Origin of the sequence: Frondihabitans cladoniiphilus (genome assembly GCF_039544345.1) — a bacterium.
Taxonomy (GTDB): domain Bacteria; phylum Actinomycetota; class Actinomycetes; order Actinomycetales; family Microbacteriaceae; genus Frondihabitans; species Frondihabitans cladoniiphilus.
Map to the genome: position 1 here is coordinate 196,981 of NZ_BAABLM010000002.1, position 26,106 is coordinate 223,086.

A 26,106-nucleotide genomic window follows, 5' to 3' on the forward strand; every position below is an offset into this window, starting at 1 on the left:
CACGATACCCGGTACGGCCAGACGCCCCGCCGCCCGGCGGCCCCGAGAAGTCGAGGCCGCCGGGCGCGTCGGCACCAGCCCCTGGGCTACTTGGTCGGGACTCCGCCACTCAGGTCGTAGAGCGTCACGCCGCCCACCGTCTGCGACGAGAAGTTCGCCGTGACCCAGGCCGAGATGGCCGACGAAGCGCTGCTGCCGCCGTTCGACCGGCCGATCGACCCGCCAATGAAGTAGTGGATCTTCCCGGCCGCGACGTCCGCCTTGAACTGCGCGAGCGTCGGCGACGGGTCACTGCCGTTGAAGCCACCGATCGGCATGACGGACTTCTGGGTGGCGAGCTGGTAGGTGGCCGCGCTGTCCGAGCCGATCGCCGCCGCGACCCAGGTGTACTTGGACGAGTCGGCCAGCAGCAGCTTGGTCAGGGCCGAGCTGACGGTCGTCGTGCGACCGAACAGGCCGCCACCCCCGCCGCCGAAGCCGCCGCGACCGCCACCGGTGCCAGTGCCAGTACCGGTACCGGTTCCGGTTCCGGTTCCGGTTCCCGTACCGGTGCCGGTCCCGGTCCCACCAGGAGGCGTGAACGTGCCGGTCCCACCACCGCCGAAGCCACCAGCACCACCAGGGCGCGTCCCCGTGCCGGCTCCCGGCGCTGTGCCCGTGCCGGTGCCGGTGCCGGTGCCGCCACCGAAAGCACGACCGCCACCACCTCGACCGCCGCCGAAACCGCCCGTCCCGCCGCTGACGGTCGGACCGGCCGACGGGAGCGATCCCGTGTGGGCCGTCGAAGCCGTCTCCACGGAGTACGCGGCAGGAGCCAGGAGGGAACCCACTGCGAGCAGCGCCACGGTCGCGGCGGCGAGGGCCTTCCCGCGTCGCGGGAGCAGGACGAGCGCGGCACCGACGAGGCCGACGATCAGCACGACCACCTTGAGCCAGGGCAGCCAGTCCGCCGAACGGGAGAGCAGGATCCACGCCCACCCGACCGTCGCGAGGAGAGCGACCGCGATGACGATGCGCACCCAGACGCGGTCGCGCGCCTCCCAGAGCGAGCCGATGCTGACGCCGACGGTTCCGGCGATCGGAGCAGCGAGAGCGACCGTGTAATAGGGGTGGAAGATGCCGCCGGCGAAGCTGAACACCAGGAACGTGACGATCATCCACGAGGCGAACAGCAGGAGCGTGGCACGTCGCAGGTCGGTCCTGGGGCGCCAGCGCATGACGACGAACGCCCCGACCATGAGGATCACGGCGGCGGGCAGCAGCCAGCCGAACTGGCCTGCGAACTCGCTTCCGAAGAGACGGGTGATGCCCGTGGCGCCCCACGAGCCGGCACCCGCCGTGGTCGTGCCGCCCGTGACGCTGCCGGTCTCGTTTCCGGTGAGCCGTCCGAAGCCGTTGTAGCCGAAGGTCAGTTCCAAGAAGCTGTTGTTCTGCGAACCGCCGATGTACGGCCGCATCGAGGCCGGCACGAGCGAGACGATGGCGACCCACCAGCCCGCTCCGACGACCACGCCGCCGAGAGCGGCGAGCAGGTGAAGGAGCCGCTTCCGCGTGATGACGGGGGCGCAGATCATGTAGACCGCGGCGAGCGCCGGCAGGATCAGGAAGGCCTGGAGTTGCTTGGTCAAGAACCCGAACCCGACGACGACACCGGCCCAGACGACCCAGCGCACCTTGCCGCTCGCGATGCCGCGCTGCGTCAGGTAGACGGCCAGGGTCATCAGCAGGAGCAGCATCGCGTCGGGGTTGTTGAAGCGGAACATCTCGACCGCGACGGGGGTCAGCGCGAGCACGCCGCCGGCAGCGAGCGCCGCTCCCGCGGAGAAGTGTCGGCGCACGATCACGTAGACGAGGAACACCGTCGCGACGCCCATGAGGGCCTCGGGCACGAGGATGCTCCACGACGAGAGTCCGAAGAGTCGGACGGACAGTTCTTGGATCCAGAGCGACGCCGGAGGCTTGTCCACGGTGATCGAGTTCGCTGCGTCGGACGAGCCGAAGAAGAACGCCTCCCAGTTCGTCGATCCGGCCTGGACCGCGGCCGAGTAGAACGAGTTCGCGTAGCCGGAGATCGCGAGGTTCCAGAGGTAGAGCACCCCGGAGAGGATGACGAGACCCCAGAGGGCCGGACGCTCCCAGCGGGGGGCGGAGGGGTCGCCGAGGGCGAGGCGGCGGCCGAAGCGGCGCGGCCGAGGACCGGCACCCGCCGTGGAGGCGGAGCCGGTCCGGGGAACGGTGACGGTGTCGGGTGTCGCGCTCATCACTGATTCGCTTTCGTCGTGAGGACCTCGGCGGTCCGCGGGTGAGGGAGGTTGCCGTCGAAGGGAGGCGGAGTGGCGCCCGGCGAGGCCGGACCCGCTGAGGTCGAGGCTGCTGAGGTCGAACCGCCGGAGGTCGAACCGGCTGAGGTCGAAGCTGCTGAGGTCGACGGCACGGCCGGCTTCGCCTGGCGGCGGAAGACCCAGAGGCGCAGGAGGACGAAGCGGACCACGGTCGCCACGAGGTTCGCGACGGTCAGGACGACGAGCTCCACGTGCGGCCCGGGATGTGCCACGGTCTGGTGCAGCCCGAACAGGGAGCCCGCCGTGATCACCCACGAGATGCCGAAGACGATGAGACCCTGGGCCTGGTGCTTGACGGCGCCGCCGCCCCGCACGCCGAACGTGAACCGGCGGTTGGCGGCGGTGTTCGCGATCGTCGTGATCAAGAGGGCCAGGAAGTTGGCGACCTGCGCGTTCATCAGGTGCTGGAGCCCGAGGTAGAGCAGGCCGTAGGCGACGGTCGACAGCACTCCGACGACGCCGAAGCGGACCACCTGGCCGAAGAACGTGGGCTTGCGGGCCGGCTCGAACGGGTGCCGACCGATCTCCTCGTAGACCGCCCCGACGGGGATCGTCCCGCGCGCGATCCCGGTGGCGACCCGGACCATGCCCTTGAGGTCCTCCTTGGCCGTGCCGACGATGTCGACCGACGAGTTCGGGTCGTCGATCCAGTCGACGGGCACCTCGTGGATCCGGAGGCCCGAGCGCTCGGCGAGGATGAGCAGCTCGGTGTCGAAGAACCAGCCGTCGTCCTCGACGAGCGGAAGGAGCCGAGTGGCCACGTCGCGTCGGATCGCCTTGAAGCCGCACTGGGCGTCGCTGAAGGTGACGCCCATGGTGCGCCGGAGCAGGAGGTTGTAGGTGCGGGAGATGAACTCGCGCTTGCCTCCACGGGTCACCCGGGCGGAGCGGTCGAGACGGGTCCCGATCGCCAGGTCGGAGTGCCCGGTCAACAGCGGTGCCACCAACGGTGCCAGGGCGGAGAGGTCGGTCGAGAGGTCTTCGTCGACGTAGACGAGCACTGCCGCCGACGACTCCGACCACACCTTCTTGAGGGCGCGCCCTCGGCCCTTCTCGGGCAGGTGCACGGCGAGGACGCCGCTGAGGCGGGCCGCGAGCCCGTCGGCGAGTCGAGCCGTGGCGTCGGTGGACGCGTTGTCGGCGATCGTGATGCGCCACGAGTGCGCCATGGTCGACGTGAGGTAGTCGTGCAGGGCTTCGATGCTGGCCTCGAGGGTGGCCTGCTCGTTGTACACGGGCACGACGATGTCGAGGTCGAGCGGGCTGAGCGGGTCGGTCATGCCCTCAAATCTGAGACCCGCTTCAGTGAGCGGCCCTGAGGGATCCGATGAGCCCGCTATGAAATCCGAGGATTCTGAGACAAGCCGTTATGCGAACCGGGCGACCGCCGTCAGCAGCTGCGGAACACTCGGGGCGCCGGCGGCCCGGAAGAGCTCGTGTCCGGCGTCGTCGGTCAGCACGATCGTGGGCGTCGACAGGATGCCTCGGGCCTCGGCCTCGTCCTCGTGCCGGGTCACGTCGAGGTCGACGGCGCTGAGCCCGGACACGAGCCGACTCGCCTCCTCGACCGCCGAGCGAGCAGCGTGGCAGGGAGCGCAGAAGGCCGACGTGAACAGTTCGATGCGCATGGAGGGGAGAACGCGGGATGCCCGGGCCTTTGTTCCCGAAAAGGGAAAGGCCCGGGCATCCCCCGCTCTGACGCCTTCGGCTAGTTGAGGTCCTGGTTGCGGTCTTCGGCGTCTTCGGTCGGGTCGCTGTCGGGGAGGTCGACGGCGTAGCGGACCTGGAGCTGGTCGTTCACGAAGTGGGCCTTGGTGGCCTTGTAGACGAAAGCCGTCTCGGTGCCCTCGATGAGGACGTAGTCGACGATCTCGTCGTCGTACGAGCCGTCGGTGCTCACGCGGGTGTCGTTGCGGCCGTCGCTGGGGCCGCCGTCGAAGAACACGACGTACTCCGAACCCTCGGGGATGGTGGGGCGGTCGGCGGTGGGTGCTTCATCAGTCATGAAGCATGTCTACCAGGCGAGGCCCAGCCGGGACACAGCCGACGTCCGACGACGGGGTGCACAGAACCATAGCCAAGTTATATAACTCGGCTATACACTTGACTCATGACGAATCCCGAGCCCACGCAGATCCTCGAATCCCTCATCTCGTCGACCACCCGCCTGGTGCGCATCGCCGCCCAGCGTTCCGGTCGGACCATGTCGTCCGCGACGGCACGCACCCTCTCGATCCTCTCCACCGACGGCCCTCTTCGCATCGGCGAACTCGCTCGCGCCAGCCGGATCTCGCAGCCCGGCATGACCAAGCTCCTCCGCTCGATGATCGACGAGGAGCAGGTCTCGCGCATCGCCCACGAAGACGACCAGCGGGCCTGGCTCATCACGATCACCCCCAAGGGCCTCGAAGCCATGACCACCTGGCGAGCTACCCTCGCCGCCGAGATGGGCCCCCTGTTCGACGACCTCACCGACGAGGAGTGGGACGCCCTCGCCACCTCCGCGAGCCTCCTCGAAGCCCGGAGCTCTCGCGAGGAGCAGTTCGCATGACCGCCACGGCCACCTCGGTCGCAGCGAAACCGAGCATCCTCAAGCAGCCGAAGGCCGTCTGGGCCATCGCATTCGCCAGCGTCGTCGCGTTCATGGGCATCGGCCTGGTCGACCCGATCCTGCCCACCATCGCCGCCTCGCTCAAGGCGACGCCGACGCAGTCCGAGTACCTCTTCACCAGCTACCTGCTGGTCACGGGCGTCGCCATGTTCTTCACGAGCTGGGTCTCGAGCCGGCTGGGCCCGAAGAAGACCCTGATGATCGGCCTCGCCCTGATCGTGGTCTTCGCCGCCCTCGCCGCGACCAGCGGCTCGGTGCAGGAGGTGATCGGCTTCCGCGCTGGCTGGGGCCTCGGCAACGCCCTCTTCATCTCGACCGCCCTGGCGACGATCGTCGGCGCCGCGTCGGGAGGCACCGCGTCGGCGATCATCCTCTACGAGGCCGCGCTCGGCCTCGGCATCGCCATCGGACCCCTGATCGGCGGCCTGCTCGGCAGCATCAGCTGGCGCGGCCCCTTCTTCGGCGTGGTCGTGCTCATGGCCATCGCCTTCATCGCGATCGCGGTCTTCCTCGGCGCCGAGAAGACGAAACCGGTGCCCTCGAAGCTGTCCGCACCGTTCCGGGCACTCGGCCGACCCGCCCTGGCCACGCTCGCCGGCATCGCCCTGTTCTACAACATCGGCTTCTTCGTCCTGCTCGCCTACACGCCGTACCCGCTCGGCTTCGGGGCGCTCGGCATCGGCCTCACCTTCTTCGGCTGGGGCCTCGGTCTCGCCATCACCTCCGTCTTCGTCGCACCGCGCCTGACCGCGCGCCTCAAGCGGACCACCGTCCTGCGGGTCGCCCTCCCCCTCCTCGCGCTCGACCTCGTCGCCGCCGGCATCTTCGTGCACGTCCAGATCGGCCTCGTCATCTGCGTCGTCATCGGCGGCCTCGTCCTCGGAATCCTGAACACGGTGCTCACCGAATCCGTCATGGAAGCCACCGACCTCCCCCGCGCCGTCGCCTCCTCCGCCTACTCGGCGGTCCGCTTCATGGGCGGCGCCATCGCCCCGCCGGTCGCCACGGCGATCGCCGCAGCCGTCAGCCCCTCCGCCGCCTACTGGTTCGCCGCCGTGTCCGTCGCGATCGGCTTCGTCATCTCGGTGGCGTTCGGCCGAAACCTCAAGCGCGTCGACGACGGCGCCGAGGCCGACAGGGTCGAGGCGCAGGCGATCACGGTGGGCGACGCGGACTGAGTCGCGGCCGGTGCATCCCCCGCTCTCGGAGCTTCGAGACAGGGCGAGCCGTGGGATGCACGGGCCCGGCACCCAGCCGCGTCGCTAGACTCCCCCCATGGCTTCAAGCGACAGACTGGTCTGGATCGACTGCGAGATGACCGGGCTCGACCTCGGCATCGACGAACTCGTCGAGGTGGCCGTCGTCATCACCGACTTCGATCTGGTGCCCGTGCACCCGGGCTTCGACATCGTCATCAAGCCCGACCAGACCGCCCTCGACAACATGGGCGAATTCGTCACCGCCATGCACACGTCGTCCGGCCTGATCACCGAGATCCCGAACGGTGTCAGCCTCGCCGAGGCCGAGTTCGAGGTGCTCAACTACATCATCGAATACGTCCCCGAGGCCGGCCACGCCCCCATCGCCGGCAACACGATCGGCACCGACCGCACGTTCCTCGCGAAGTACATGCCGCGGGTCGACGGGCACTTGCACTACCGCAGCGTCGACGTCTCCTCCATCAAAGAGCTCGCCCGCCGGTGGTTCCCCCGCGTGTACTTCAACGCCCCCGCCAAGAACGGCGGCCACCGCGCCCTCGCCGACATCCTCGAGTCGATCCGCGAGCTCGAGTACTACCGTCTGGCGGGCTTCGTGGCCGAGCCCGGACCCGAAACAGCAGACGTCCAAGCCATCTCCGCCGCCGTGGTGGACAAATGGGCCCCGAGACTGGGATAGACTTCTCGGGTTGCTCCGTTCGTCAAGCTCTCGCCAGCCTGACGGGCGGTGCCGCATGGTGGGTATAGCTCAGCTGGTAGAGCGCCTGGTTGTGGTCTAGGAGGCCGCGGGTTCAAGCCCCGTTACTCACCCTCGAAAATTGATCCCCCCTTGCCTTCCAAATGGGCAAGGGGGGATTTTCTCGTCAGTGCTTGTTTTGATCGACACGCGCGAGCGCGTGCGATGCGGGGGCGCTGCGCGGCCCCGGGAAAGACCGGGGTGGAGCTGCGCTCACTCCGGCTTCCTGTTGCGACTCCAGAACACGCCGCTCAGGTTCCGCCACAACCGCACCTTCTGGAGTCGCCCGGACACGTCGGCCGCATCCCCCGCACCAACTCCAGAACACGCCGCTCACGTTCCGCCACAACCACACCTTCTGGAGTCGCCCGGACACGTCGGCCGCATCCCCCGCACCAACTCCGGGTCCCATTGCGTCCAAGTGAAATATCGAATACCATACTCCTGCCGCTGTCCTGTGCCGCCCGAGAGGCCAGGTCTCTTTCAGGGAGGTCTCACCCGTGTCCAGAACCCGTCTCGACTCGCCCGGTCGCTCGACGACCACCGTTGTGTCGACTCAGCGGCACAGACGCCTCGACGTTCAGGGCCTGCGCGCCCTCGCCGTGGCAGCAGTCGTGCTCGATCACGTCTTCGCCTGGCCGGCCGGTGGGTTCGTGGGCGTGGACGTCTTCTTCGTCCTGTCGGGCTTCCTCATCACCGCTCTCCTCGTCCGAGAGGCGGAGCGGACCGGCCGCATCTCGATAGTCGACTTCTATCGGCGCCGGGTCAAGCGGATCCTCCCCGCGGCGCTCCTCGTCCTGATCGTCGTCCTGGTCGCAGCGAAGGTCGAATTCCTCGCCACCCGATTCACGACGACCCTGACGGATGCCGTGTCGGCTGTCACTTTCAGCGCGAACTGGCACTTCGCCGCGGCCGGCACGGACTACTTCCAGAAAGACGCCGCACCCTCACCCCTCCAGCACTTCTGGTCGCTCTCCGTCGAGGAGCAGTTCTACCTAGTCTGGCCGATTCTGATCATCGCGACGCTGCTCGTCCTCCGCGCTTTCGGAAGGACCGCAAGCGGCCACTCGGCGCAAATCTCGCTCGTCGTGATCCTCGGCTGCATGACGACCGCCTCGTTCGTATGGGCCCTGACCGAGTCCGCATCGAGCCCCACCGTGGCCTACTTCTCCACGTACTCCCGCGCGTGGGAACTCGGTCTCGGCTCGCTCGTCGCGGTGACGCTCCCCCTCTGGCGGCGACTCCCTCGAACGCTGGGCGGTCTCCTCTCCTGGCTGGGGCTGGCGGGCGTGATCGCCTCCTTCGTCCTCGTGAGCGATGATCTGCCATTCCCCGCCCCCTGGGCAGTCCTGCCCGTCCTGGCTACTGCACTCGTCCTGATCGGTGGGTCCCGACCCGATGCTCCGCGCCTCATCCCGATCGCCAATACCGTCACGACCTTTGTCGGAGACATCTCCTATTCCCTCTATCTCTGGCACCTTCCGGTCTTCGTGTTCGTGGCCGGAGGCGAGACCGATGCATCCCCTCGCGTCCTCGCAGGTGTCGTGGCCGCCTCGCTCGGGCTGGCCACCGTCACCTACCTCCTCGTCGAACGCCCCATCATCGGATCCCGTCTGTTGGCGCGCCGTGGCTCCGGCTCAGCGCGCGACGTGGCCTGGTCGACTTCGGTCAGGCGCAGCTACCGCACCGTGGGTCTCGCCGCGCTCACGACCCTCGTGGTCATCCTGTCGACCATGGCCGTGGTCGATGGACGGGGCGGTGGCCGCGAGTCCGCGGTCGCGGTGGACACGCCCGTCGCCGGACCCACGTCGCTCGCCGCGGGCGCCGACTCGACCACCGCAGAGCCCGTTCCCGAAGGCAGCTACGGACCCGCGGTGGCTGCTCTGCAGACGGAACTGACGGCCGCTCTGGCCAGCGCCACCTGGCCTGCACTGAGCCCGTCCGCCGACACGATCATCGGCCAGGAGAACAGCCGCGTCTACGCCTGCGGCATCCTGGACCCGAGCCGCAAGTCCTCGGAATGCCGATGGGGTCGATCGTCGGCTCCGACGAAAGTGATGGTCGCGGGCGACTCGACTTCGGTCCACTACCTCGAAGCTCTCGCCGATCTCGCCGAATCGGCCGGCACGACACAGATCGTCCAACGATCGGCGTTCGCCTGTCCCTTCATCGACATCCGAACGATGAACGACGATCTCGCTCAGCTCGACAAGTGCGAGAAGCAGAACACCGCCACGATCGCTGCCGTCGACGAGGAAGAACCCGACTACCTGCTCATCACCAACTCCTATCAGGACTGGAAGAACGCGACCACAAAACGAACCGTGACTGCCCAGGAGTGGTCGGCTGGTCTTACGTCGTACCTCGACCGGATCGACACGACGAAGACGAAGGTCGTCATCCTTCCCCCTCCGCCCAGCGGCAAACCATTGGCTCAGTGCTTCAAGGACTCGGGCTCACCTCGAAAGTGCGACACCCGGCCCGACGCCCGCTATCGCCTTCTCTCCGGAATCGACCGAGAACTCGTCACAGCCAAGGGTGGGACGTTCGCAGAATCCCTCCCCCTGTTCTGCGTCTCCGGGTCGTGCCCGGCCTTCGCAGGAACGACGGTCGTTCGAGAAGACGCGGTTCACCTGGCCCCGGCATTCGAACGGAAGGTCGAGCCCGCGCTTCGCGAACTGTTGCAGACCGCCGGGCTCTTCACCTGAGCCGTGTGTCACAGTGAGGGGATGAGGAATATCGACACGGACGAGTTCGAACGACTGGTCGTGGCCGAGCTCGACCTGCTGCCCGACGAGATGTTCGACGGACTCGAGAACGTCGCCTTCGTCACCGAGGACCGCCCCGAAGACGGCTCGCTCGACCTCCTGGGCCTCTACGAAGGCACAGCGCTCACCGAACGCGGCGACTACGGCTTCGGCGAGCTTCCCGACCGCATCGTCCTGTATCGCGAGCCGCACCTGGCCGCGTGCGACACCGAAGCCGAGCTCCGCGACGAGATCCACGTCACGCTGGTCCACGAGATCGGTCACTACTACGGCTTCGACGACGACAGACTCCACGAGCTCGGCTGGGCCTGACCGCGGTCACAGCACCACATCGGTCACAGCATTACGTCGGTCACAGCACCACGTCGGCCAGGGCATCCGGCCGATGCAGCCGGAGGTGCTCGTCCTCCTGGGCCGCCCACCGGTCCCACAGGTCGGTGGCGCCGTACGAGTCGCCGTCGCCCCGACCGAGGACGCGGGTGTGGCGGGCGGGAGCGTCGAGCTCGATCCAGAGACGGAGGGTGGCCAGACGCGCGGAGGCGGGGGTGAGGGCACCCGCGCCTTCGACGACCAGAGGGGCTCGTGCATCCACCGCTCGCCAGTCGGTCTGTCGCGAGTGATCCCAGTCCCACCGGCGGTAGCCGGGAGATTCGGCGCGCAGGATGCTCGAACTCACCGTCAGGGAGGCCGCCGCCAGGCCGTCCCACCCCGGGTACACGTCGTCGAGGCCGACCAGTTCCGCGTCGAGAGCCGAGGCCAGTGCGGCGCCGAGAGTGGTCTTGCCGGAGCCGGAGCGCCCGTCGAGCAGCACCACGGGCCGCTCCCCCGAGGCCCTCGCGGCTCGGGCCAGACGTGCCACGAGAGCCGGATCGGGCCGAAAGTCAGGCAAGGACGAAGCTCCAGGTACCGGCCAGCACCGCGACGAACACGGAGACGCCGGCGATGACCACGCCGATGGCCACGAGGAGCCACTCGCCTCCACCGAAGGTCGACGGGCGTGCCCAGGTGCGCTTCGTGTCACCGCCGAATCCCTTCGCCTCCATGGCCGTCGCGAGTTTGCTCCCCCGCCGCACCGAGAGCACCAGAAGCGCGAACGCCATGCCGCCGAAGCGCTTCAGCGCACCGAGCGGACCGCCGACGTCGGCCACACCACGGGCCCGACGCGCGAGGCCGAGCTGCCGCCAGTCGTCGACGAACAGCCCCACGAGCCGGAGGCCCGCAAGACCTCCGAGAACGAAGCGGGAGGGCAGGTGCAGCACCTGCCCCAGTCCGTCGGCGAGGTCGGTGGGGTCGGTCGTCGCGAACAGGACGATGCCGGGGATGCCGACCGCCAGGATCCTCAACCCGATGGCGAAGCCCAGCGACACCGACCCCTCGGTGACGGTGATGAAGCCGAACCGGGCGAGGACAGCCCCCGAGTCCTGCCCGTAGAGGGAGGTGGCGATGACCGACAGCGGGGCGGCGATCCAGAGCGGGAGGGTGCGGCGCCAGAACTGACGCAGGGTCAGGCCCGCCGTGGCCAGCAGTGCCGCCTCGAGCACGAGCGCGGTCCCGGCCGAGACCCAGTCGATCGACAGCAGGAGCGACAGGCTGAGCACGACCGCGGCGAGCAGCTTCGCGACCGGGTTCAGCCGGCCGGCCCGCGTGCCCCGCCCGACGGCGGTCAGCAGCGTCACGAGAGGACCCCCTCGGCCCGCGAGGCCGACAGCCTCGCGTCCAACCGCGGAGTGACCCCGCCGAGCGTCAGGACGTCGTCGGCCAAGACGTCGACGAACTCGGCGTCGTGCGTCACGGCCACCACGGCGCTGCCCGTGTCGAGGAGCTCGGCCAGGAGGGCCACGAGCTCACGCCAGGTCCGTGCATCCTGCCCGAAGGTGGGTTCGTCGAGGACGAGGATCTTCGGACGCGTCGCCAGGACGGTCGCCACCGAGAGCCGGCGCTTCTCGCCGCCGGAGAGGGTGAACGGGTTCGCCCCGGCGAGCCGATCCAGCCGCAGCCGCGTCAGCAGCTCGTCGACGCGCTGGTCGATCTCGGCCTGCGGCAACTTGAGCGCGCGAGGACCGACGGCGAGTTCGGCGCGGACCGTCGCTGCCAGGAACTGGTGCTCCGGCTCCTGGAACACCGTGCCGATGCGGGTGAGCAGCTCGCGCGAACGCCACTTCACGGGCGAGACGCCGGCACCGGCCGACAGAGTCTCTCGAGCGACGATGTCACCCGCGACCGGCGGAAGCAGCCCTGCGATCGTGAGGGCCAACGTGGACTTCCCGGCACCGTTCGGGCCGGTGATGGCCAGGGCGCGACCGGCGTCGACCTCCGCTCGGATTCCGGAGGCGACCGCGCTTCCCCTGCGACGCCCTACGGAGACCCCCTCGAGCGCGAGGATGCTCGGTCCGGCGAACACGGACCGTGCAGGAATCGGCGTCCCCACCCCCGGCACCCACACCCCCGCTTCGGAGAGGCGGACGCCCTCGGCCGAGAGGACCGTCTCGGGGTCTCCGTCTGCGAGGACTCCCCCGCCGGCCGCCAGCACGATGACCCGGTCGACGACCGGGAGCCAGACGCCGACCCGGTGTTCGACCACCACGAGCGTGGCTCCGGTCTCGGCTTGGACGCGTGCGACGGCGTCCCGCACTTCGACCACCCCGGCCGGGTCGAGGTTCGCGGTCGGCTCGTCGAGGAGCAGGAGACCGGGCTGCATCGCCAGGGCACCGGCGAGCGCGAGCCGCTGCTTCTGGCCGCCGCTCAACTCCGACGTGGAGTGGTCGAGAGGCAGGTCCAGGCCTGTCGCCTCGAGAGCAGCCGAGACTCGACGCCAGATCTCGTCGCGCGGCACTCCGAGGTTCTCGCAGCCGAAGGCGACGTCGTCGCCGACGCGGGCGAGCACGACCTGGGAATCGGGGTCCTGGAGGACGAGACCCACTCGCCCTCGGGTGTCGGCCGGGTGGACTCCGTCGACGAGGAGCTCGCCCGTCGAGTCGCCCTCCTCGTCGCCGCCGAGCACTCCGGCGAGGCCTGCCAGAAGCGTCGACTTCCCGGCTCCGGAGGCGCCGAGGAGCAGCACGCGCTCCCCCGGCCGGATGTCGAGGTCCAGGTCGCTGACCGCCGGTCGCAGCCGACCGGCGTGACGCCAGGACCACCCGCGGGCGGTGATGCGGGCGCCACGGAGGGCGCCCACGTCAGACGCGGTTCTGCGTCGCGCGACCCGAGGCGAAGCGGCTCAGGGCACCGGTCGCGGCGAGGCCGCGGACCGCGATCCACGACAGCAGACCGGCGATGACGGCGCCCGACACGACGGAGGCGACGAAGTAGACGACCTTGAATTCGAAGGCGTAGGCGGCGACGCTCGAGAAGTTGGTGTCGAGGAAGCCGGTGACTGCGCCGGCGCCGGCGCCGGCGAGGATCGCCGTTCCGAGTCGCCAGGACTTGTAGAGGAACAGCGCGAGGACGATCTCGGCCCCGAGTCCCTCGAAGATGCCCCAGATCAGCGTGGAGAAACCCCACTGCGTGCCCACGAGCATCGACACGACGGCGGCGATGATCTCGGTGTAGAGCGCCGCGCCGGGTTTGCGGATGACGAGCCCGCCGAGGACTCCGGCGAACAGCCAGCCCCCCGAGAGGATGCCCTCGAGGCCCGGCGAGAAGGTGAGTAGGCCGCTGAGCGGAGTCCACGCGAGGCCCCAGGCCCAGAAGATGACTCCGGAGGCGACGCCGAGGACGCTCGCGGTGACGATGTCGACCACTCGCCACCGGGGAGCCGGTCGTGACGACTTGGTGGTGGTGTTCCGGGTTCGCGTCGAAACGCTCATTCTGTTCTCCTCCCTGCGCTGGCATGATCCAGATCAGGTTCGACGGTCGAAGCGTGGATCGCTTCCTCTCAGCCCGGCTCACCGGACTCCCGTGTGTTGTGCGACCGAGCATAGCGCGCATCCCACCGTCGATGCGTCGTCGTGTCCACAGGCCGAGCCGTCGTCCACAGCGCCGAACCGTTCTCCACAGAGCCGAGCCGTTCTCCACAGAGCCGAACTCTCCGGCCCTCGAACGAGGAACCCCTTTAGGCTGGCGAAGTCCCTAACGGAGGTTCGATGATCACCTGGCCCGGTAACCCGTACCCCCTGGGTGCCAACTACGACGGTAGTGGCACCAACTTCGCGATCTACAGCGAGGTGGCCGAGCTCGTGCAGCTCTGCCTCTTCGACGACAGCGGCGCCGAGACCCGGGTCGATCTGCTCGAGGTCGACGCCTACGTGTGGCACGCGTACCTGCCGAGCGTGCAGCCAGGTCAGCGCTACGGCTACCGGGTCCACGGCGCCTACGACCCGGCGACGGGTTCGCGGGCCAACCCGAACAAGCTCCTCCTCGACCCCTACGCCAAGGCCACGAGCGGCGACATCGACTGGGACGAAGCGCTGTTCGCCTACAACTTCGGGGCTCCCGAGTCGCGCAACGACAAAGACAGCGCCCCGCACATGATGAAGGGCGTCGTCATCAACCCCTTCTTCGACTGGCAGGGCGACCGGCCGCCGAAGTACAACTACGACGAGTCGATCGTCTACGAGGCGCACGTCAAGGGCCTGACGATGACCCACCCGGACGTCCCCGAAGAGCAACGCGGCACGTTCGCCGGTGTCGCGCATCCCGCGATCATCGAGCACCTCAAGGGTCTCGGCATCACCGCCCTCGAGCTGATGCCCGTGCACCAGTTCGTGCAAGACAACACATTGCTCGAGAAGGGCCTCCGCAACTACTGGGGCTACAACTCGATCGGCTTCTTCGCGCCGCACCACAGCTACTCGTCGTCCGGCGACACCGGCCAGCAGGTGCAGGAGTTCAAGACCATGGTGCGGGTGCTCCACGAGGCCGGCATCGAGGTCATCATCGACGTGGTGTACAACCACACGGCGGAGGGCAACCACCTCGGCCCCACTCTGTCGTTCAAGGGCATCGACAACGCCGCCTACTACCGGCTCGTCGAAGACGACAAGCAGTACTACATGGACTACACGGGCACGGGCAACAGCCTGAACGTCCGGCATCCGCACTCGCTGCAGCTGATCATGGACAGCCTGCGCTACTGGGTCACCGAGATGCACGTCGACGGCTTCCGCTTCGACCTCGCCGCCTCGCTCGCCCGCGAGTTCTACGAGGTCGACCGTCTGTCGACCTTCTTCGAGCTCGTGCAGCAGGATCCGATCGTGTCGCAGGTCAAGTTGATCGCCGAGCCGTGGGACGTCGGGCCGGGCGGCTACCAGGTCGGCAACTTCCCCCCGCAGTGGACGGAGTGGAACGGCAAGTACCGCGACACCGTGCGCGACTTCTGGCGCGGCGAGCCCGCCACGCTCGGCGAGTTCGCGTCGCGCATCACGGGTTCGGCCGACCTCTACGAGCGCGACGGCCGGCGGCCGGTGGCGAGCATCAACTTCGTGACGGCCCACGACGGCTTCACGATGCGCGACCTCGTCAGCTACAACGAGAAGCGCAACCAGGCCAACGGCGAGAACGGGAACGACGGCGAGAGCCACAACCGGTCCTGGAACTCGGGAGCCGAGGGGCCGACGAAAGACAAGGCCATCACCGTCCTGCGCGAGCAGAGGGTGCGCAACTTCCTCGCGACCCTGCTGCTCAGCCAGGGAGTCCCGATGATCGTGCACGGCGACGAGCTCGGGCGCACGCAGGGCGGCAACAACAACACCTACGCCCAGGACGGCCCGATCAGCTGGATCGACTGGGAGAACGCCGACACCGGCCTGATCGCCTTCACGACCGATCTCATCGAACTCCGTCGCAAGCATCCGACCTTCCGTCGGCAGCGGTACTTCGACGGGCGGAGCGTCCGCCGCGGCGAGGGCGATCCACTGCCCGACATCGTGTGGCTCACCCCTGAGGGCGATGCCATGCAGCCGGAGGAATGGGACTCCGGATTCGGTCGCTCGATCGGCATGTTCCTCAACGGCAACGGCATCCACGGCCGCGACTCCCGCGGCGGCCGGATCACCGACGTCAACTTCGTCCTCTATTTCAACGCCCACAGCGAGACCGTCACGTTCACGCTGCCCTCCGACGAGTACGCCGAGTGCTGGGAGGTCGTCGTCGATTCCACGAACGCCCCCAAACACACCGACGCCCTCCTCGCCTCCGAGAGCCTCCCCGTGGCCGGGCTCTCGATGGTCGTCCTCCGCGCCTCGGTCCAGGAGTCCGAATGACCCGCACCCCCCACCCCCTCTCGACCTACCGTCTGCAGATCCGGAAGGCCTTCGACCTCAACGCCGCGGCCGATGTGGTGCAGTATCTTCGCGATCTCGGCGTCGACTGGGTCTACCTGTCCCCGCTCCTCGAAGCGGAGGAAGGCAGCGACCACGGCTACGACGTCGTCGACCATCGGCGGGTGGACCCCGCGCGAGGCGGGGAGATCGGGCTGCACACCCTCAGCGACCGGGCGCACCACTTCGGGCTCGGCGTGCTCGTCGACATCGTGCCGAACCACATGGGGGTCGCCACCCCGCAGAGCAACTCCTGGTGGTGGGACCTCCTGGCTCACGGGCAGGAGTCGCGCTACGCCGACGCATTCGACGTCGATTGGAAGGCCGGCGGCGGCAGGGTTCGCATCCCCGTGCTCGGCAGCGACGACGAGTCCGAGCTCGAGGCCCTGACTCTCTCCACGTCCCACGGCGAGCCCACCCTCCACTACTACGACAACGTCTATCCGGTCGCGGAAGGCACGGCGCACCCCGGCGACAGTGCGAAAGAGGTCCACGCGCGGCAGAACTACGAGCTCGTGTACTGGAAGCGAGCCGACTCCGAACTGAACTACCGCCGGTTCTTCGCCGTCAACACGCTCGCGGGCATCCGGGTCGAGGACCGACGCGTCTTCGACGAGTCCCACGTGGAGATCGCCCGGTGGTTCACGGCCGGCCTGGCCGACGGCCTCCGCGTCGACCACCCCGACGGCCTCGCCGACCCGGCCGGGTACCTCGACCGACTCGCCGAGATCACGGGTGGTGCCCACGTTCTCGTCGAGAAGATCCTCGAGGGCAAGGAGCAGCTCGCGGCCGACTGGGCGACGGCCGGGACCACCGGGTACGACGCCCTGGGCGAGTACGACCGGATCCTGATCGACCCGGCCGGCGAGACGGCCCTGGCCACCCTCGACGCTCGGCTCCGCGGGCAGGGAGAGCCGCTCGACTGGCAGGAGACGATCCACGGCACGAAGCGGGGCGTCGCCGACGGCATCCTGAACAGCGAGGTCCGACGGCTCGCCCGGCTCATCGACGGCGACGAACCGGCCGACGAGACGGTCGACGTCCTCGCCGAGCTCGTCACCACCTTCCCGGTCTACCGGAGCTACCTGCCGCAGGGGGCGGAATGGCTCGACGAGGCCGTTCGCGAGACCGCGGCTCGACGGCCCGAAAGCGGGGCCACCCTCGACCGGGTGGTGTCCGTGCTGCGCGACCCCGAGCATCCCGCGTCGATCCGATTCCAGCAGACCAGCGGCATGGTGATGGCGAAGGGCGTGGAAGACACGGCCTTCTACCGCGCTTCGCGGCTCGTCTCGCTCAACGAGGTCGGTGCCGAGCCGTCGCTGTTCTCGATCACGCCCGAGCAGTTCCACCAGCGGCAGCAGAACCGTCTGGCACGGACCCCGTTCGCCATGACCACGCTCTCGACGCACGACACGAAGCGGTCGGGCGACGTCCGGGCCCGCATCGACGTCCTCTCCGAGGTGGCCGCCGAGTGGACCGCCACTCTGGGCCGCCTCCGCGAGCTCGCGCCGATCGGCGACGGCCCGTTCGAGAACCTGCTCTGGCAGAGCATCGTGGGCGCCTGGCCGGCCTCTCGCGAGCGTCTCCACGCCTACGCCGAGAAGGCCTCGCGCGAGGCGAACGACTCGACGACCTGGACCGCCCCGAACGAGGAGTTCGAGGCGAAGATGCACGCGGCCGTCGACGCCGTGTTCGACGACGAGGCCGTGTCGAGCGAGATCCACCGGATCGTCGACGTGGTCCGCGAAGCCGGCTGGTCCAACTCGCTCGGCATGGCCCTGCTGCAGCTCACCGGTCCCGGTGCGCCGGACGTCTACCAGGGCGGCGAGCTGTGGGACTACTCGCTCGTCGACCCCGACAACCGTCGCGAGGTCGACTTCGACCTCCGCAGGCTGTACCTCTCGGCGATCGTCGAAGGCGCCGTGCCGGCCATCGACGACACCGGAGCCGCCAAACTGCTCGTGACCACGCGCGCTCTGACGGCGCGCCGCGATCACCCCGAGCTCTTCACCCGGTACGCACCCCTTCCCGTGTTCGGCGAGGCGGCCGGCTCCGCCGTCGCCATCGATCGGGGCGGCGCCGTCGTCGTCGTCACCCGCCTGTCCGTCGGCCTGGCCGAGGCCGGGGGCTGGCGCGACACTCTGCTGCACGTCACCGACGGCGACCGGATCGACGTGCTGACGGGGCGGCGCTACTCGGGGTCGCGCATTCTCCTCGCGGAGTTGTTGGCCACCTATCCCGTGGCACTGCTCGTGCCAGCCGAGCCCGACGGCGATTCCTCCGACACGGACGACGAGTCCGCCACCGACACCGAAGGCAAGTGATGGCTCTCTACGACGTCTGGGCCCCTGCTGCCGAGCGGGTCCGACTGCAGCTCGACGGCACCGTGCATCCGATGACCACGGACGACGGCGGCTGGTGGCGAGCGCCGCAGGGCCTGCCCATCGGAGCCGGGCACCGATACGGCTTCCTCCTCGGCGACGACGACCGGCCGACACCGGACCCCCGGTCGCTCCGCCAGCCCGACGGCGTCCACGACCTCAGCGAGACGTACGATCCCTCGACGTTCGCCTGGACCGACGGGGCCTGGGGCGGACGAGTCCTGGCCGGTGCGGTGATCTACGAACTCCACATCGGCACCTTCACCCCGGAGGGCACGCTCGAGGCCGCCAGCGGCAAGCTCGACCACCTCGTCGACCTCGGTGTCGACTTCGTCGAGGTGCTGCCCGTCAACGCGGTCAACGGAACACACAACTGGGGCTACGACGGCGTCGGCTGGTTCGCGGTCACCGAGAACTACGGCGGGCCGGAGGGCTATCAGCGGTTCGTCGACGCCTGCCACGCCCGGGGCCTCGGCGTCGTGCAAGACGTGGTCTACAACCACCTCGGGCCCTCCGGCAACTACCTTCCGAAGTTCGGCCCCTATCTCAGCAGCAAGCACGCGAACACCTGGGGCGACAACGTCAACCTCGACGACGACGGCTCCGACGAGGTCCGCGCCTACATCTCCGACAACACACAGCTCTGGCTCGACACCTATCACGTCGACGCCCTGCGCCTCGACGCCGTGCACGCCCTGGTCGACGACTCCGACCTCCACCTGCTCGAAGAGCTGGCCATCCGCGCCGCCCGTCTCGCGGCCCACGTCGGTCGCCCGAAGGTGCTCATCGCCGAGAGCGACAAGAACGACGCCTCGCTCGTCACGCCACGGGAGGCCGCCGGCCGATCCGGGGCCGCGTTCGGTCTCGACGCGCAATGGTCCGACGACTTCCATCACTCGGTGCACGTCGCCCTGACCGGTGAGACGACGGGCTACTACGCCGACTTCGAGCACCTCGGCGCCCTGGCCAAGGTCCTGACTCGCGGATTCTTCCACGACGGCACCTGGTCATCCTTCCGCGAGACGTATCACGGGCGTCCCGTCGACGTCGAGCACATGCCGGGCTGGCGTCTCGTGGTGGCGAACCAGAACCACGATCAGATCGGCAACCGCGCGATCGGCGATCGTCTCGCCGCCTCGCTCGACGACGGACAGCTGATCATCGCCGCGGCGCTCACGCTCACGTCCCCCTTCACGCCGATGCTCTTCATGGGCGAGGAGTGGGCCGCATCCACCCCGTGGCAGTTCTTCACGTCGCACCCCGAGCACGATCTCGGCGAGGCCACAGCCAAAGGGCGGATCGCCGAGTTCGCGAAGATGGGCTGGGACGAGAGCGTGGTGCCCGACCCCCAAGACCCGGCGACGTTCGAGAACTCCAAGCTCGACTGGTCCGAGGTCGAAACGGGCCGGCACGCCGTCCTTCACGACGCCTACAAGCGTCTGATCGCTCTGCGGCGGTCTCTTCTCGACCTGACCGATCCGACCCTGTCGTCTCCCACGGTCTCCGTCGCCTTCGACGAGGACGACCGGTGGCTGACCCTGAGGCGGGGCGCCGTCACGATCGCCGTCAACTTCGCGGCCGATCCCATCTCCCTCGAGGTCGCCGGAGACGAACTCCTGTTCGCCAGCACCCCCGCAGTCGAGCTGCCGACGGGCGGCACCCCGCTCCACCTGCCGCCGCACTCGGTCGCCATCCTCCGCTAGCCCCTGCGGCCGGCCGCCGCCCGCCGCCCGCCGGCCGCCGCCCGCCTGCCGCCGCCAGCGGTCACTAAGCACATGCCATCGGCACGAACACACCTCCTAGGACGTGGGTTCGTGCCGGTGGCATGTGTTCGAGCCGCGCGTCCTCTTCTCCACAGGTTCTCCCCGCGGTCGAATCCTCCACCGACCTCTGGACTCCGCCCGGCACCGGATCCGCAGATCGGCACGCTGGCATCATGGCCTCCCCGCAGCAACTCCCTCCACGCCGCTCGATTGCTCGTCCAGCCCCGCCGCCCCTCACCTCGCCTCTCCGTGCCTCCGATCTCATCGCCGGCGGGCTCGACGATCGCAGCCTCCGGCATTCGGCCGCGCGGGGTCTCGTGACTCGGCTGGCGCCCGGTGTGTACGTCGACTCGCTCGCCTGGCGTTCGCTCTCATCGGCAGAGCAATACGGCGCCCGGGTCCGGGCGCGCCTGCTGCGCATCCCCGACGCGCGACTGATCGCCTCGCATTGGTCCGCGGCCGCGCTCTGGAACTTCCCCGTCCTCGACTCGTGGCCCTCCGAGGTGCAGGTCATCGACCCGTCGAGGACCCGAGGTCACCGCACGCCCACCCTCGTGAGGCGGCCAGGTCCCATCGATCCCGACGACATCCTGCTGGATGCCGGCCTCGTGATCACGACTCCCAGCCGAACGGCGGTCGACATCGCCCTGACCGAGGGATTCACGGCGGCCGTCCTGGTCTTCGACCATGGTCTCCGACACGGCCTGTTCGAGAAGGGACACCTCCACGCCCACCTCGACCGGCGGCCGAAGGCACGCCGCCTTCGCGCGGCTCGCCGGGCCGTCGACTTCGCCGACCCGGGTGCAGCCTCCGCGGCCGAGTCGTTCAGCCGCGTTGCGTTCCTGACGACAGGTATGCCCATTCCCCTTCTCCAGGTGCCGTTCTTCGACTCGTCGGGCAAGATCGGCGACACGGACTGCTTCTGGTCGGAGTTCGGCATCGTCGGCGAATGCGACGGCGACCTCAAATACCTCGACGCCCGCTATCGGAACGGGCGGACAGCCGAGCGCGTCGTCCTCGACGAGAAGCGGAGGCAGACCCGGCTCGAGTCTCACCGGCTCGTCCGCCGCGTCGTTCGTTGGGACTATGCGCTGTCCCGACAACCGGAACGTCTGGCTGCCCGACTCGTCGATGCCGGACTACCGAGGCTCGATGCCCGATCAGCGGCATCGCGTCTCGCCTCGCGCGCCGTTCAGGAGTCCGCACCCATCGACTGAACACACAGGGGCGGCACGAACCCACTGCCGAGGCAGGGTGTTCGTGCCGACAGGGTGTGCCTGACGGGGAAGGGGGCAGGGAGAGAGCAGGCAGGGGGCAGGCAGCAGCGCTCAGCGGTCGCGCGCGCTCCCGTTCTTCACGGTGGAGGCATAGCTGTCGGCGTACTCGAAGGGCCCCAGGGCCGCGATCTCCTGCATGATGCGGTCGGTGACGGCGCGAAGAGCCGGGGCGTCGATCTCGGAGTCGGGGAGCTCGTCGAAGTGCAGGGGCCGGCCGACGGTCAGCGACACCTTCGCGAATCGGGGGAACTTCGCCCCCTTGGGCAGGATGTTCTCCGTGCCACGGATCGCGATCGGCACGACGGTCACGCCGGACGCGAAGACGAGTCGGGCCACGCCCGTACGGCCCCGGTGCAACGCACCGTCGGGGCTGCGGGTGCCCTCGGGGTAGATGCCGAGCGCTTTGCCCTCGGTCAGCGCCTGGATGCCGGTGTCGAGCGACGCCCGGGACGCGTTGCCGCCCGATCGGTCGATCGGGAGCATTCCCACGCCGAGAAGGAATCCGCGCACGAAGGCACCGCCCGGGCCGCGGCCGTCGAAGTAGTTCTTGGCGGCCAGGAACGTCACCTGCCGCCTCACGATGAGGGGGATGAAGAACGAGTCGATGAGGGAGCGGTGGTTGCTCACCAGGATCACCGGCCCGCGACGAGGGATGTTACGGGCCCCCGTCACACGAAAGCGGAACGCGACTCGGAGGGCCGGGTAGACCACGAAGTTCTTCAGGAACCAGTACACCCGCTCAGGCTACCGGGGAGGGGGCATCCCCCGTCGCACCCCCTGAAGACGGGGTGCCGGAACGAGCGATCCGAGCGCACACTGGGGACAGTCGCAGCCGCCCGGTGTCTGACCCGCCGGGCGACTGCGGACCCGGCGCCGCGACGACGGGCAGACAGCCGACGACGGGCCGAAAGCCTCAGGACGCGTAGACGCCCTCGTCGTCGAGCGGAACGGTGCTCGACAGCTTGCGCACGGAAGCACCGGAGCGCTGGTGGCCGGCGGTGCGACGGTGCAGCAGGGAGTCGAGGCGATAACGGACACCCCAGCGGGTGATCATCATCATGGATTCGAGGATGATCGAGCCCGTCATCTTGGACACGCCTTCGACGCGCTCCGTGAACGTGATGGGCATCTCGACCACGTGGTAGCCGGCCTGGAGGGTCCGCCGCAGGCAGTCGACATGGAAGCAGTAGCCGCGGGAGTCGATCTCGTCCAGGCGGAGATTCTTCAGGACTTCGGCCTTGTAGGCGCGGAAGCCGCCGGACGTGTCGGAGACGCCCATGCTGAACAGGTTGCGGGTGTACCAGCTGCCGCCCTTGCTCAGCACTCGGCGACGCCACGGCCAGTTGACGACTTTGCCTCCCGGTACCCATCGAGAACCGATGACGAGGTCGAACTTCGTACTGAGTTTGAGCATCCGAGGCAGGTCGGCGGGGTCGTGCGATCCGTCGGCGTCCATTTCGACCACGGTGTCGTAGCCCCGCTCCAGCGCCCACTGGATCCCGGCCACGTAGGCGCCGGCGAGGCCGCCCTTGCCGGGGCGGTGCAGAACGTGGACCGAGGGGTGGCGCTCCGCGTAGCCGTCGGCGAGGTCGCCCGTACCGTCGGGGCTGTTGTCGTCGACGACGAGCACGTCGATCACGGCACCGGATGCGAGAGTGCGGTCGAGAACGCCCCCGAGCGATCCCGACTCGTTGTACGTCGGGATCACGACGACCGCTTTCGGTGTCTGTTCGGTCGACATCTGTCCTCCTTGAGCCGGGCGAAGTACGGATGAATAGTACCCGTGATGCCCTGATCGTCACGAATCGACGTCGGTCGACTGCGGACAAATACTAGAGCAGGCGTGGCCGCCCGGCGTCTGACCCGCCGGGCGACCACGACTGCGGTTCAGGGGGTTCTCACGACGTCGGTGGCGTCGAAGAGACGAGATCGGCGAAGACGATGAGATTGTCGTCGTAGTGGCCGATCTTCGGATCGAAGGTGCCTTGGCACGTGATGAGCCGGAGCTGCGGCGTGGGCGTCGTCCCGTAGACGTCGCTCGTCGGGAAGTTGCTCTTCGCCGACTGCAGGCTCGACGCGACCCGCCACGTCTCGACCGATCCCGACGACATCGTGACGGTGACCTGGTCCCCCGCCACGAGCTTGTTCAGATGGAGGAACACCCCCGGGCCCGTCGTCGAGTCGATGTGCCCCGCGATGATGGCCGGTCCGACGGCCCCCGGGACGACGCCCTTCGCGTACCAGCCGGCGTCCGTGGCGTTGGTCGGGGGATCCAGTTCGCCCTGGGCGCCGATCGCCAGGTCCTGCATCGACGCGTCGATGCCGATGGCAGGAATGGCGATGCGGGTCGGGACCACCCCTGCGGCAGGTGCGTCGGACAGCGACTGCGTGTCGGGGTCCTGCACCGAACCGGCGGCGCCAGCACCGGCCGAAGCCGTGGCCGACGACGTCGATCCCGTCGAACCCAACGACGTCGAACCCGATCCCGCCGAACCCGACCCCGACCCCGAGGTCGAGCAGGCGGCGAGACCCACCACGGCGAGACCTGCGACGAAACAGACCACGACGGAACGGGGGATGCGCGGCCTCGCGAATCGACGGATGCCGGTCATGTCACTGTCCTTTCAGGGGCGAGCACGCGCTGAGGGCGTTCGCCTGGAGCTGGAGGGCGCCCAGGGCGTCCCAGGCCGCTCCGTAGTACGTGGGTGTCGACTGCGCGAGCCGGTCGGCCGCGACGAGGTCCTTGGCGGCGGCAGTCCTCTCGCCCGCGCCGGCCTCCGCGGCGGCCCGCGCCACATAGCCGAGAGGCGACTGATCCGCGTTCAGGGCCGTCCCGCCGAGGTCCAACTGCATCGGAAGGGGCGTCTTGCCTGCCAGGGCGGGCAGGAGGCGGGCGGCGAGCGCCACGTCCGGCGCTTCGCACGACTCCGCGTACCGGACGGCGAGCCGTCCGGCGTCGTAGCCGTACTGCACGGTTCCGGCCGTGCCCGTCGCGCTGGGCAGCGGCACGACGGAGCCGTCGGTCCGCACCTGCGCCCAGTCGCTCGGCAGCGCGGTGGCGTCGAGGATCTTGCCCGTGACGGCCCGCGACCCGGCCTCGAGTTCGGTCCACCGGGCATCCCCCGTCGCCGTCGCCATCTGGGCGAACGAGGCGGGCGCCGCGTACGAGGGGTTGTACGACCAGGGTCCGGCCCCCTGGGCCCAGGGCCCGGGCAGCAGGATCCGGCCGTCGGGGGTCACCGCGGTCATCGTGTCGAGCACGGCGCTGCCGACCCGAGCCGCCGACTGCGTGTAGGAGGCGTCGTCGAACTTCTTGCCCGCGAGCACGAGCGCCCGGGCGATGTCCACGTCGGCGTCGGCAGCCGGCATGTCGTCCACGACCTTGCCGCCGTCGTAGCGCCACGCGAAACTGCCGTCGCTGCGCTGGAGGTTCTTCTCGGTCCAGGACCAGATCGATCGGAACGACTTCTCGTCGCCGATCCCGACTGCCACGAGCATCCCGTAGGCCTGTCCCTCGCTCACGGTGTCGCCGCCCTGGTCGCGTCGGATCACGCGGCCGTCCGTCACCCAGTCGGCCAGGAACGCCTGGCCGATCGACGTTGCAGAGCGGGTGGTCGGCTTCGTGGTGGAGGGCAGGCCCGTCGTCGTGCGGACGCTGGGCTGAGGCGACGCCGTGCCCCCGGTCGAGGACGAGGTCGTCGGACCGAACGCTCCGACGGCCAGGCCGGCGAATCCCCCGGCGACGAGGAGGGCGGCCACGGAGCCTGCGGCGACGAGTGCTTTGGTCTTCGCGGTCACGGTGCCCTCCTCGTCGGTCGGGCGGAGGAGTCCGCGATCAGTTCACTCCGACGAACGGCTGGACGTCGCCGGACGAGAAGAGGTCCACCTGCGGGTGGAGGGCTTCGTACCCACCACCGGTCTGGACTCCGCCGACCGGGGTCGTCGTGGTCGCAGCGCTGTCGACGACCGGCACGATCGTGACGCCGCCCGAAGCGTTGTCGAGGACGAAGAGGGTCGTGATGCTGCCCGACGCGAGGTTCACGTCGACGGCGCTCTTGATCTTCTTGTTCGTCGAGCTCGTCAGGTCGAGGGTCCAGGGACCGGCGCCGACCGAGGCGTAGCCCGAGGCGCTGCCGTAGGGGGCGTCCTTGGCGAGGACGCTGCCCGTGCTCGTGGCGACGCTGACGTCCTTGACGACAGTCGCCGCCTGGACGAGGCGGATTCGCGACTGGTCGGCCGCCGGCGGAGTCAGGTCGTCCTCGAACACGGTCGTCTTGAGGTTCGAGTTCTTCCCGTAGGCGACCACGGTGATGGGCTTGCCGGAGGCGACCGTGATCGAGGCGCCGATCAGGGGCTTCGCCGTGGGGGATGCACCCGCCGCCGTCATGGCGACGGTGTAGGACCCGACCGGCAGCTCCTTGTACGGGCTCACCTGGCCGTACGTGACGTTGTCGAGCTCGTAGACGACCTGGCCCCCGGAGAACGCCGTGAGGCGGACGTCGACGGACTTGGTGTCGGGCGACAGGTGGCCGACTCGCACCCAGCCGGTGCCGGTCGCGGGCGTCGTGGTGTCGGCCTTGGCGGAGGTGCCGCTGAGAAGGACTGCAGCGCCGGCGAGGAGCAGGGCGAGGAGGAGAGCTGCTCCTGCCAGGAGGCGCCTGCTGACGCGAGGCGAGAAGGGGCGATGTTCGGTGAGGGCCATGATGATGCCTTTCCGTGCGGGTGGGGCGTTCGGGTGTGTGGTGCGGGTGTCG

Annotated in this window: 22 protein-coding genes, 1 tRNA gene and 1 riboswitch; of the genes, 10 read left to right on the forward strand and 13 right to left on the reverse strand. The window is 69.0% G+C overall.

The features are described 5' to 3' along the window. Positions 1 to 86: 86 nt before the first annotated feature. From ABEA39_RS05955 to ABEA39_RS05970, 4 genes are all read right to left on the reverse strand, one after another. On the reverse strand, positions 87 to 2,261 hold the full coding sequence (locus ABEA39_RS05955; protein WP_345374340.1) for an ArnT family glycosyltransferase: 2,175 nt from the start codon (positions 2,259 to 2,261) through the stop codon (positions 87 to 89). Further along, positions 2,261 to 3,622 (reverse strand): bifunctional glycosyltransferase family 2/GtrA family protein, encoded by a 1,362-nt coding sequence (locus ABEA39_RS05960; protein WP_345374342.1) that lies wholly within the window; start codon positions 3,620 to 3,622, stop codon positions 2,261 to 2,263. Before ABEA39_RS05960 ends, ABEA39_RS05955 begins: the two co-directional genes overlap by 1 nt. 87 nt (positions 3,623 to 3,709) lie before the next feature. After that, positions 3,710 to 3,970 carry a thioredoxin family protein gene (locus tag ABEA39_RS05965; protein ID WP_345374345.1) on the reverse strand — a complete coding sequence of 87 codons (261 nt, stop codon included), beginning with the start codon at positions 3,968 to 3,970 and terminating at the stop codon, positions 3,710 to 3,712. An 80-nt stretch (positions 3,971 to 4,050) separates the two neighbouring features. Further along, a complete protein-coding gene (locus ABEA39_RS05970; RefSeq protein WP_345374347.1) occupies positions 4,051 to 4,347 on the reverse strand; it encodes an oligoribonuclease in 297 nt (98 codons plus the stop codon). A gap of 105 nt (positions 4,348 to 4,452) precedes the next feature. Between ABEA39_RS05970 and ABEA39_RS05975 the strand changes: the two genes are divergently transcribed. From ABEA39_RS05975 to ABEA39_RS06000, 6 genes are all read left to right on the forward strand, one after another. Continuing rightward, positions 4,453 to 4,893, forward strand: coding sequence for a MarR family winged helix-turn-helix transcriptional regulator (locus tag ABEA39_RS05975; protein WP_345374349.1), 441 nt, complete (start codon positions 4,453 to 4,455; stop codon positions 4,891 to 4,893). Further along, positions 4,890 to 6,131: an MFS transporter gene (locus ABEA39_RS05980; RefSeq protein WP_345374351.1), complete on the forward strand. Its 1,242-nt coding sequence runs from the start codon at positions 4,890 to 4,892 to the stop codon at positions 6,129 to 6,131. The genes ABEA39_RS05975 and ABEA39_RS05980 overlap by 4 nt, the downstream gene beginning before the upstream one ends. Before the next feature lie 97 nt (positions 6,132 to 6,228). Beyond that, entirely contained in the window at positions 6,229 to 6,849 is a 621-nt protein-coding gene (orn, locus tag ABEA39_RS05985) for an oligoribonuclease (RefSeq protein ID WP_345374353.1), read from the forward strand. A 58-nt stretch (positions 6,850 to 6,907) separates the two neighbouring features. Further along, positions 6,908 to 6,980, forward strand: a tRNA-His gene (locus ABEA39_RS05990). Between the two features lie 426 nt (positions 6,981 to 7,406). After that, positions 7,407 to 9,614 (forward strand): acyltransferase family protein, encoded by a 2,208-nt coding sequence (locus ABEA39_RS05995; protein WP_345374355.1) that lies wholly within the window; start codon positions 7,407 to 7,409, stop codon positions 9,612 to 9,614. Between the two features lie 21 nt (positions 9,615 to 9,635). Then, on the forward strand, positions 9,636 to 9,986 hold the full coding sequence (locus ABEA39_RS06000) for a metallopeptidase family protein (protein ID WP_345374357.1): 351 nt from the start codon (positions 9,636 to 9,638) through the stop codon (positions 9,984 to 9,986). A gap of 40 nt (positions 9,987 to 10,026) precedes the next feature. On the opposite strand, the gene ABEA39_RS06005 is transcribed toward ABEA39_RS06000, so the two are convergent. From ABEA39_RS06005 to ABEA39_RS06020, 4 genes are all read right to left on the reverse strand, one after another. Further along, entirely contained in the window at positions 10,027 to 10,563 is a 537-nt protein-coding gene (locus tag ABEA39_RS06005) for a nucleoside/nucleotide kinase family protein (RefSeq protein WP_345374359.1), read from the reverse strand. Continuing rightward, the gene (locus ABEA39_RS06010; protein WP_345374361.1) at positions 10,556 to 11,350 is read right to left on the reverse strand and encodes an energy-coupling factor transporter transmembrane component T family protein; all 795 of its coding nucleotides are present in this window, start codon (positions 11,348 to 11,350) and stop codon (positions 10,556 to 10,558) included. Before ABEA39_RS06010 ends, ABEA39_RS06005 begins: the two co-directional genes overlap by 8 nt. Then, a complete protein-coding gene (locus ABEA39_RS06015; RefSeq protein WP_345374363.1) occupies positions 11,347 to 12,849 on the reverse strand; it encodes an ABC transporter ATP-binding protein in 1,503 nt (500 codons plus the stop codon). The genes ABEA39_RS06010 and ABEA39_RS06015 overlap by 4 nt, the downstream gene beginning before the upstream one ends. A gap of 1 nt (position 12,850) precedes the next feature. Then, positions 12,851 to 13,480, reverse strand: a complete 630-nt coding sequence (locus tag ABEA39_RS06020; protein ID WP_345374365.1) for an ECF transporter S component — start codon at positions 13,478 to 13,480, stop codon at positions 12,851 to 12,853. Then, a riboswitch (TPP riboswitch) is annotated at positions 13,474 to 13,582 on the reverse strand. It overlaps the preceding gene by 7 nt. A gap of 174 nt (positions 13,583 to 13,756) precedes the next feature. Between ABEA39_RS06020 and glgX the strand changes: the two genes are divergently transcribed. From glgX to ABEA39_RS06040, 4 genes are all read left to right on the forward strand, one after another. Beyond that, positions 13,757 to 15,874 carry a glycogen debranching protein GlgX gene (gene glgX, locus ABEA39_RS06025; RefSeq protein WP_345374367.1) on the forward strand — a complete coding sequence of 706 codons (2,118 nt, stop codon included), beginning with the start codon at positions 13,757 to 13,759 and terminating at the stop codon, positions 15,872 to 15,874. After that, positions 15,871 to 18,255: a malto-oligosyltrehalose synthase gene (gene treY / locus ABEA39_RS06030; protein WP_345374369.1), complete on the forward strand. Its 2,385-nt coding sequence runs from the start codon at positions 15,871 to 15,873 to the stop codon at positions 18,253 to 18,255. The genes glgX and treY overlap by 4 nt, the downstream gene beginning before the upstream one ends. Then, positions 18,255 to 20,015, forward strand: a complete 1,761-nt coding sequence (gene treZ / locus ABEA39_RS06035; protein ID WP_345374371.1) for a malto-oligosyltrehalose trehalohydrolase — start codon at positions 18,255 to 18,257, stop codon at positions 20,013 to 20,015. Before treY ends, treZ begins: the two co-directional genes overlap by 1 nt. A 233-nt stretch (positions 20,016 to 20,248) precedes the next feature. After that, positions 20,249 to 21,292: a hypothetical protein gene (locus tag ABEA39_RS06040; protein WP_345374373.1), complete on the forward strand. Its 1,044-nt coding sequence runs from the start codon at positions 20,249 to 20,251 to the stop codon at positions 21,290 to 21,292. 111 nt (positions 21,293 to 21,403) lie between these two features. On the opposite strand, the gene ABEA39_RS06045 is transcribed toward ABEA39_RS06040, so the two are convergent. From ABEA39_RS06045 to ABEA39_RS06065, 5 genes are all read right to left on the reverse strand, one after another. Beyond that, positions 21,404 to 22,087, reverse strand: coding sequence for a lysophospholipid acyltransferase family protein (locus ABEA39_RS06045; RefSeq protein ID WP_345374375.1), 684 nt, complete (start codon positions 22,085 to 22,087; stop codon positions 21,404 to 21,406). Between the two features lie 178 nt (positions 22,088 to 22,265). Continuing rightward, positions 22,266 to 23,093: a polyprenol monophosphomannose synthase gene (locus tag ABEA39_RS06050; protein ID WP_345374377.1), complete on the reverse strand. Its 828-nt coding sequence runs from the start codon at positions 23,091 to 23,093 to the stop codon at positions 22,266 to 22,268. A 157-nt stretch (positions 23,094 to 23,250) separates the two neighbouring features. Continuing rightward, entirely contained in the window at positions 23,251 to 23,964 is a 714-nt protein-coding gene (locus ABEA39_RS06055) for a sortase domain-containing protein (protein WP_345374379.1), read from the reverse strand. 1 nt (position 23,965) lies between these two features. After that, positions 23,966 to 25,150 carry a glycosyl hydrolase family 8 gene (locus ABEA39_RS06060; RefSeq protein ID WP_345374380.1) on the reverse strand — a complete coding sequence of 395 codons (1,185 nt, stop codon included), beginning with the start codon at positions 25,148 to 25,150 and terminating at the stop codon, positions 23,966 to 23,968. A gap of 37 nt (positions 25,151 to 25,187) precedes the next feature. Next, positions 25,188 to 26,054 (reverse strand): DUF4397 domain-containing protein, encoded by an 867-nt coding sequence (locus ABEA39_RS06065; protein ID WP_345374382.1) that lies wholly within the window; start codon positions 26,052 to 26,054, stop codon positions 25,188 to 25,190. Between the last annotated feature and the right edge of the window lie 52 nt (positions 26,055 to 26,106).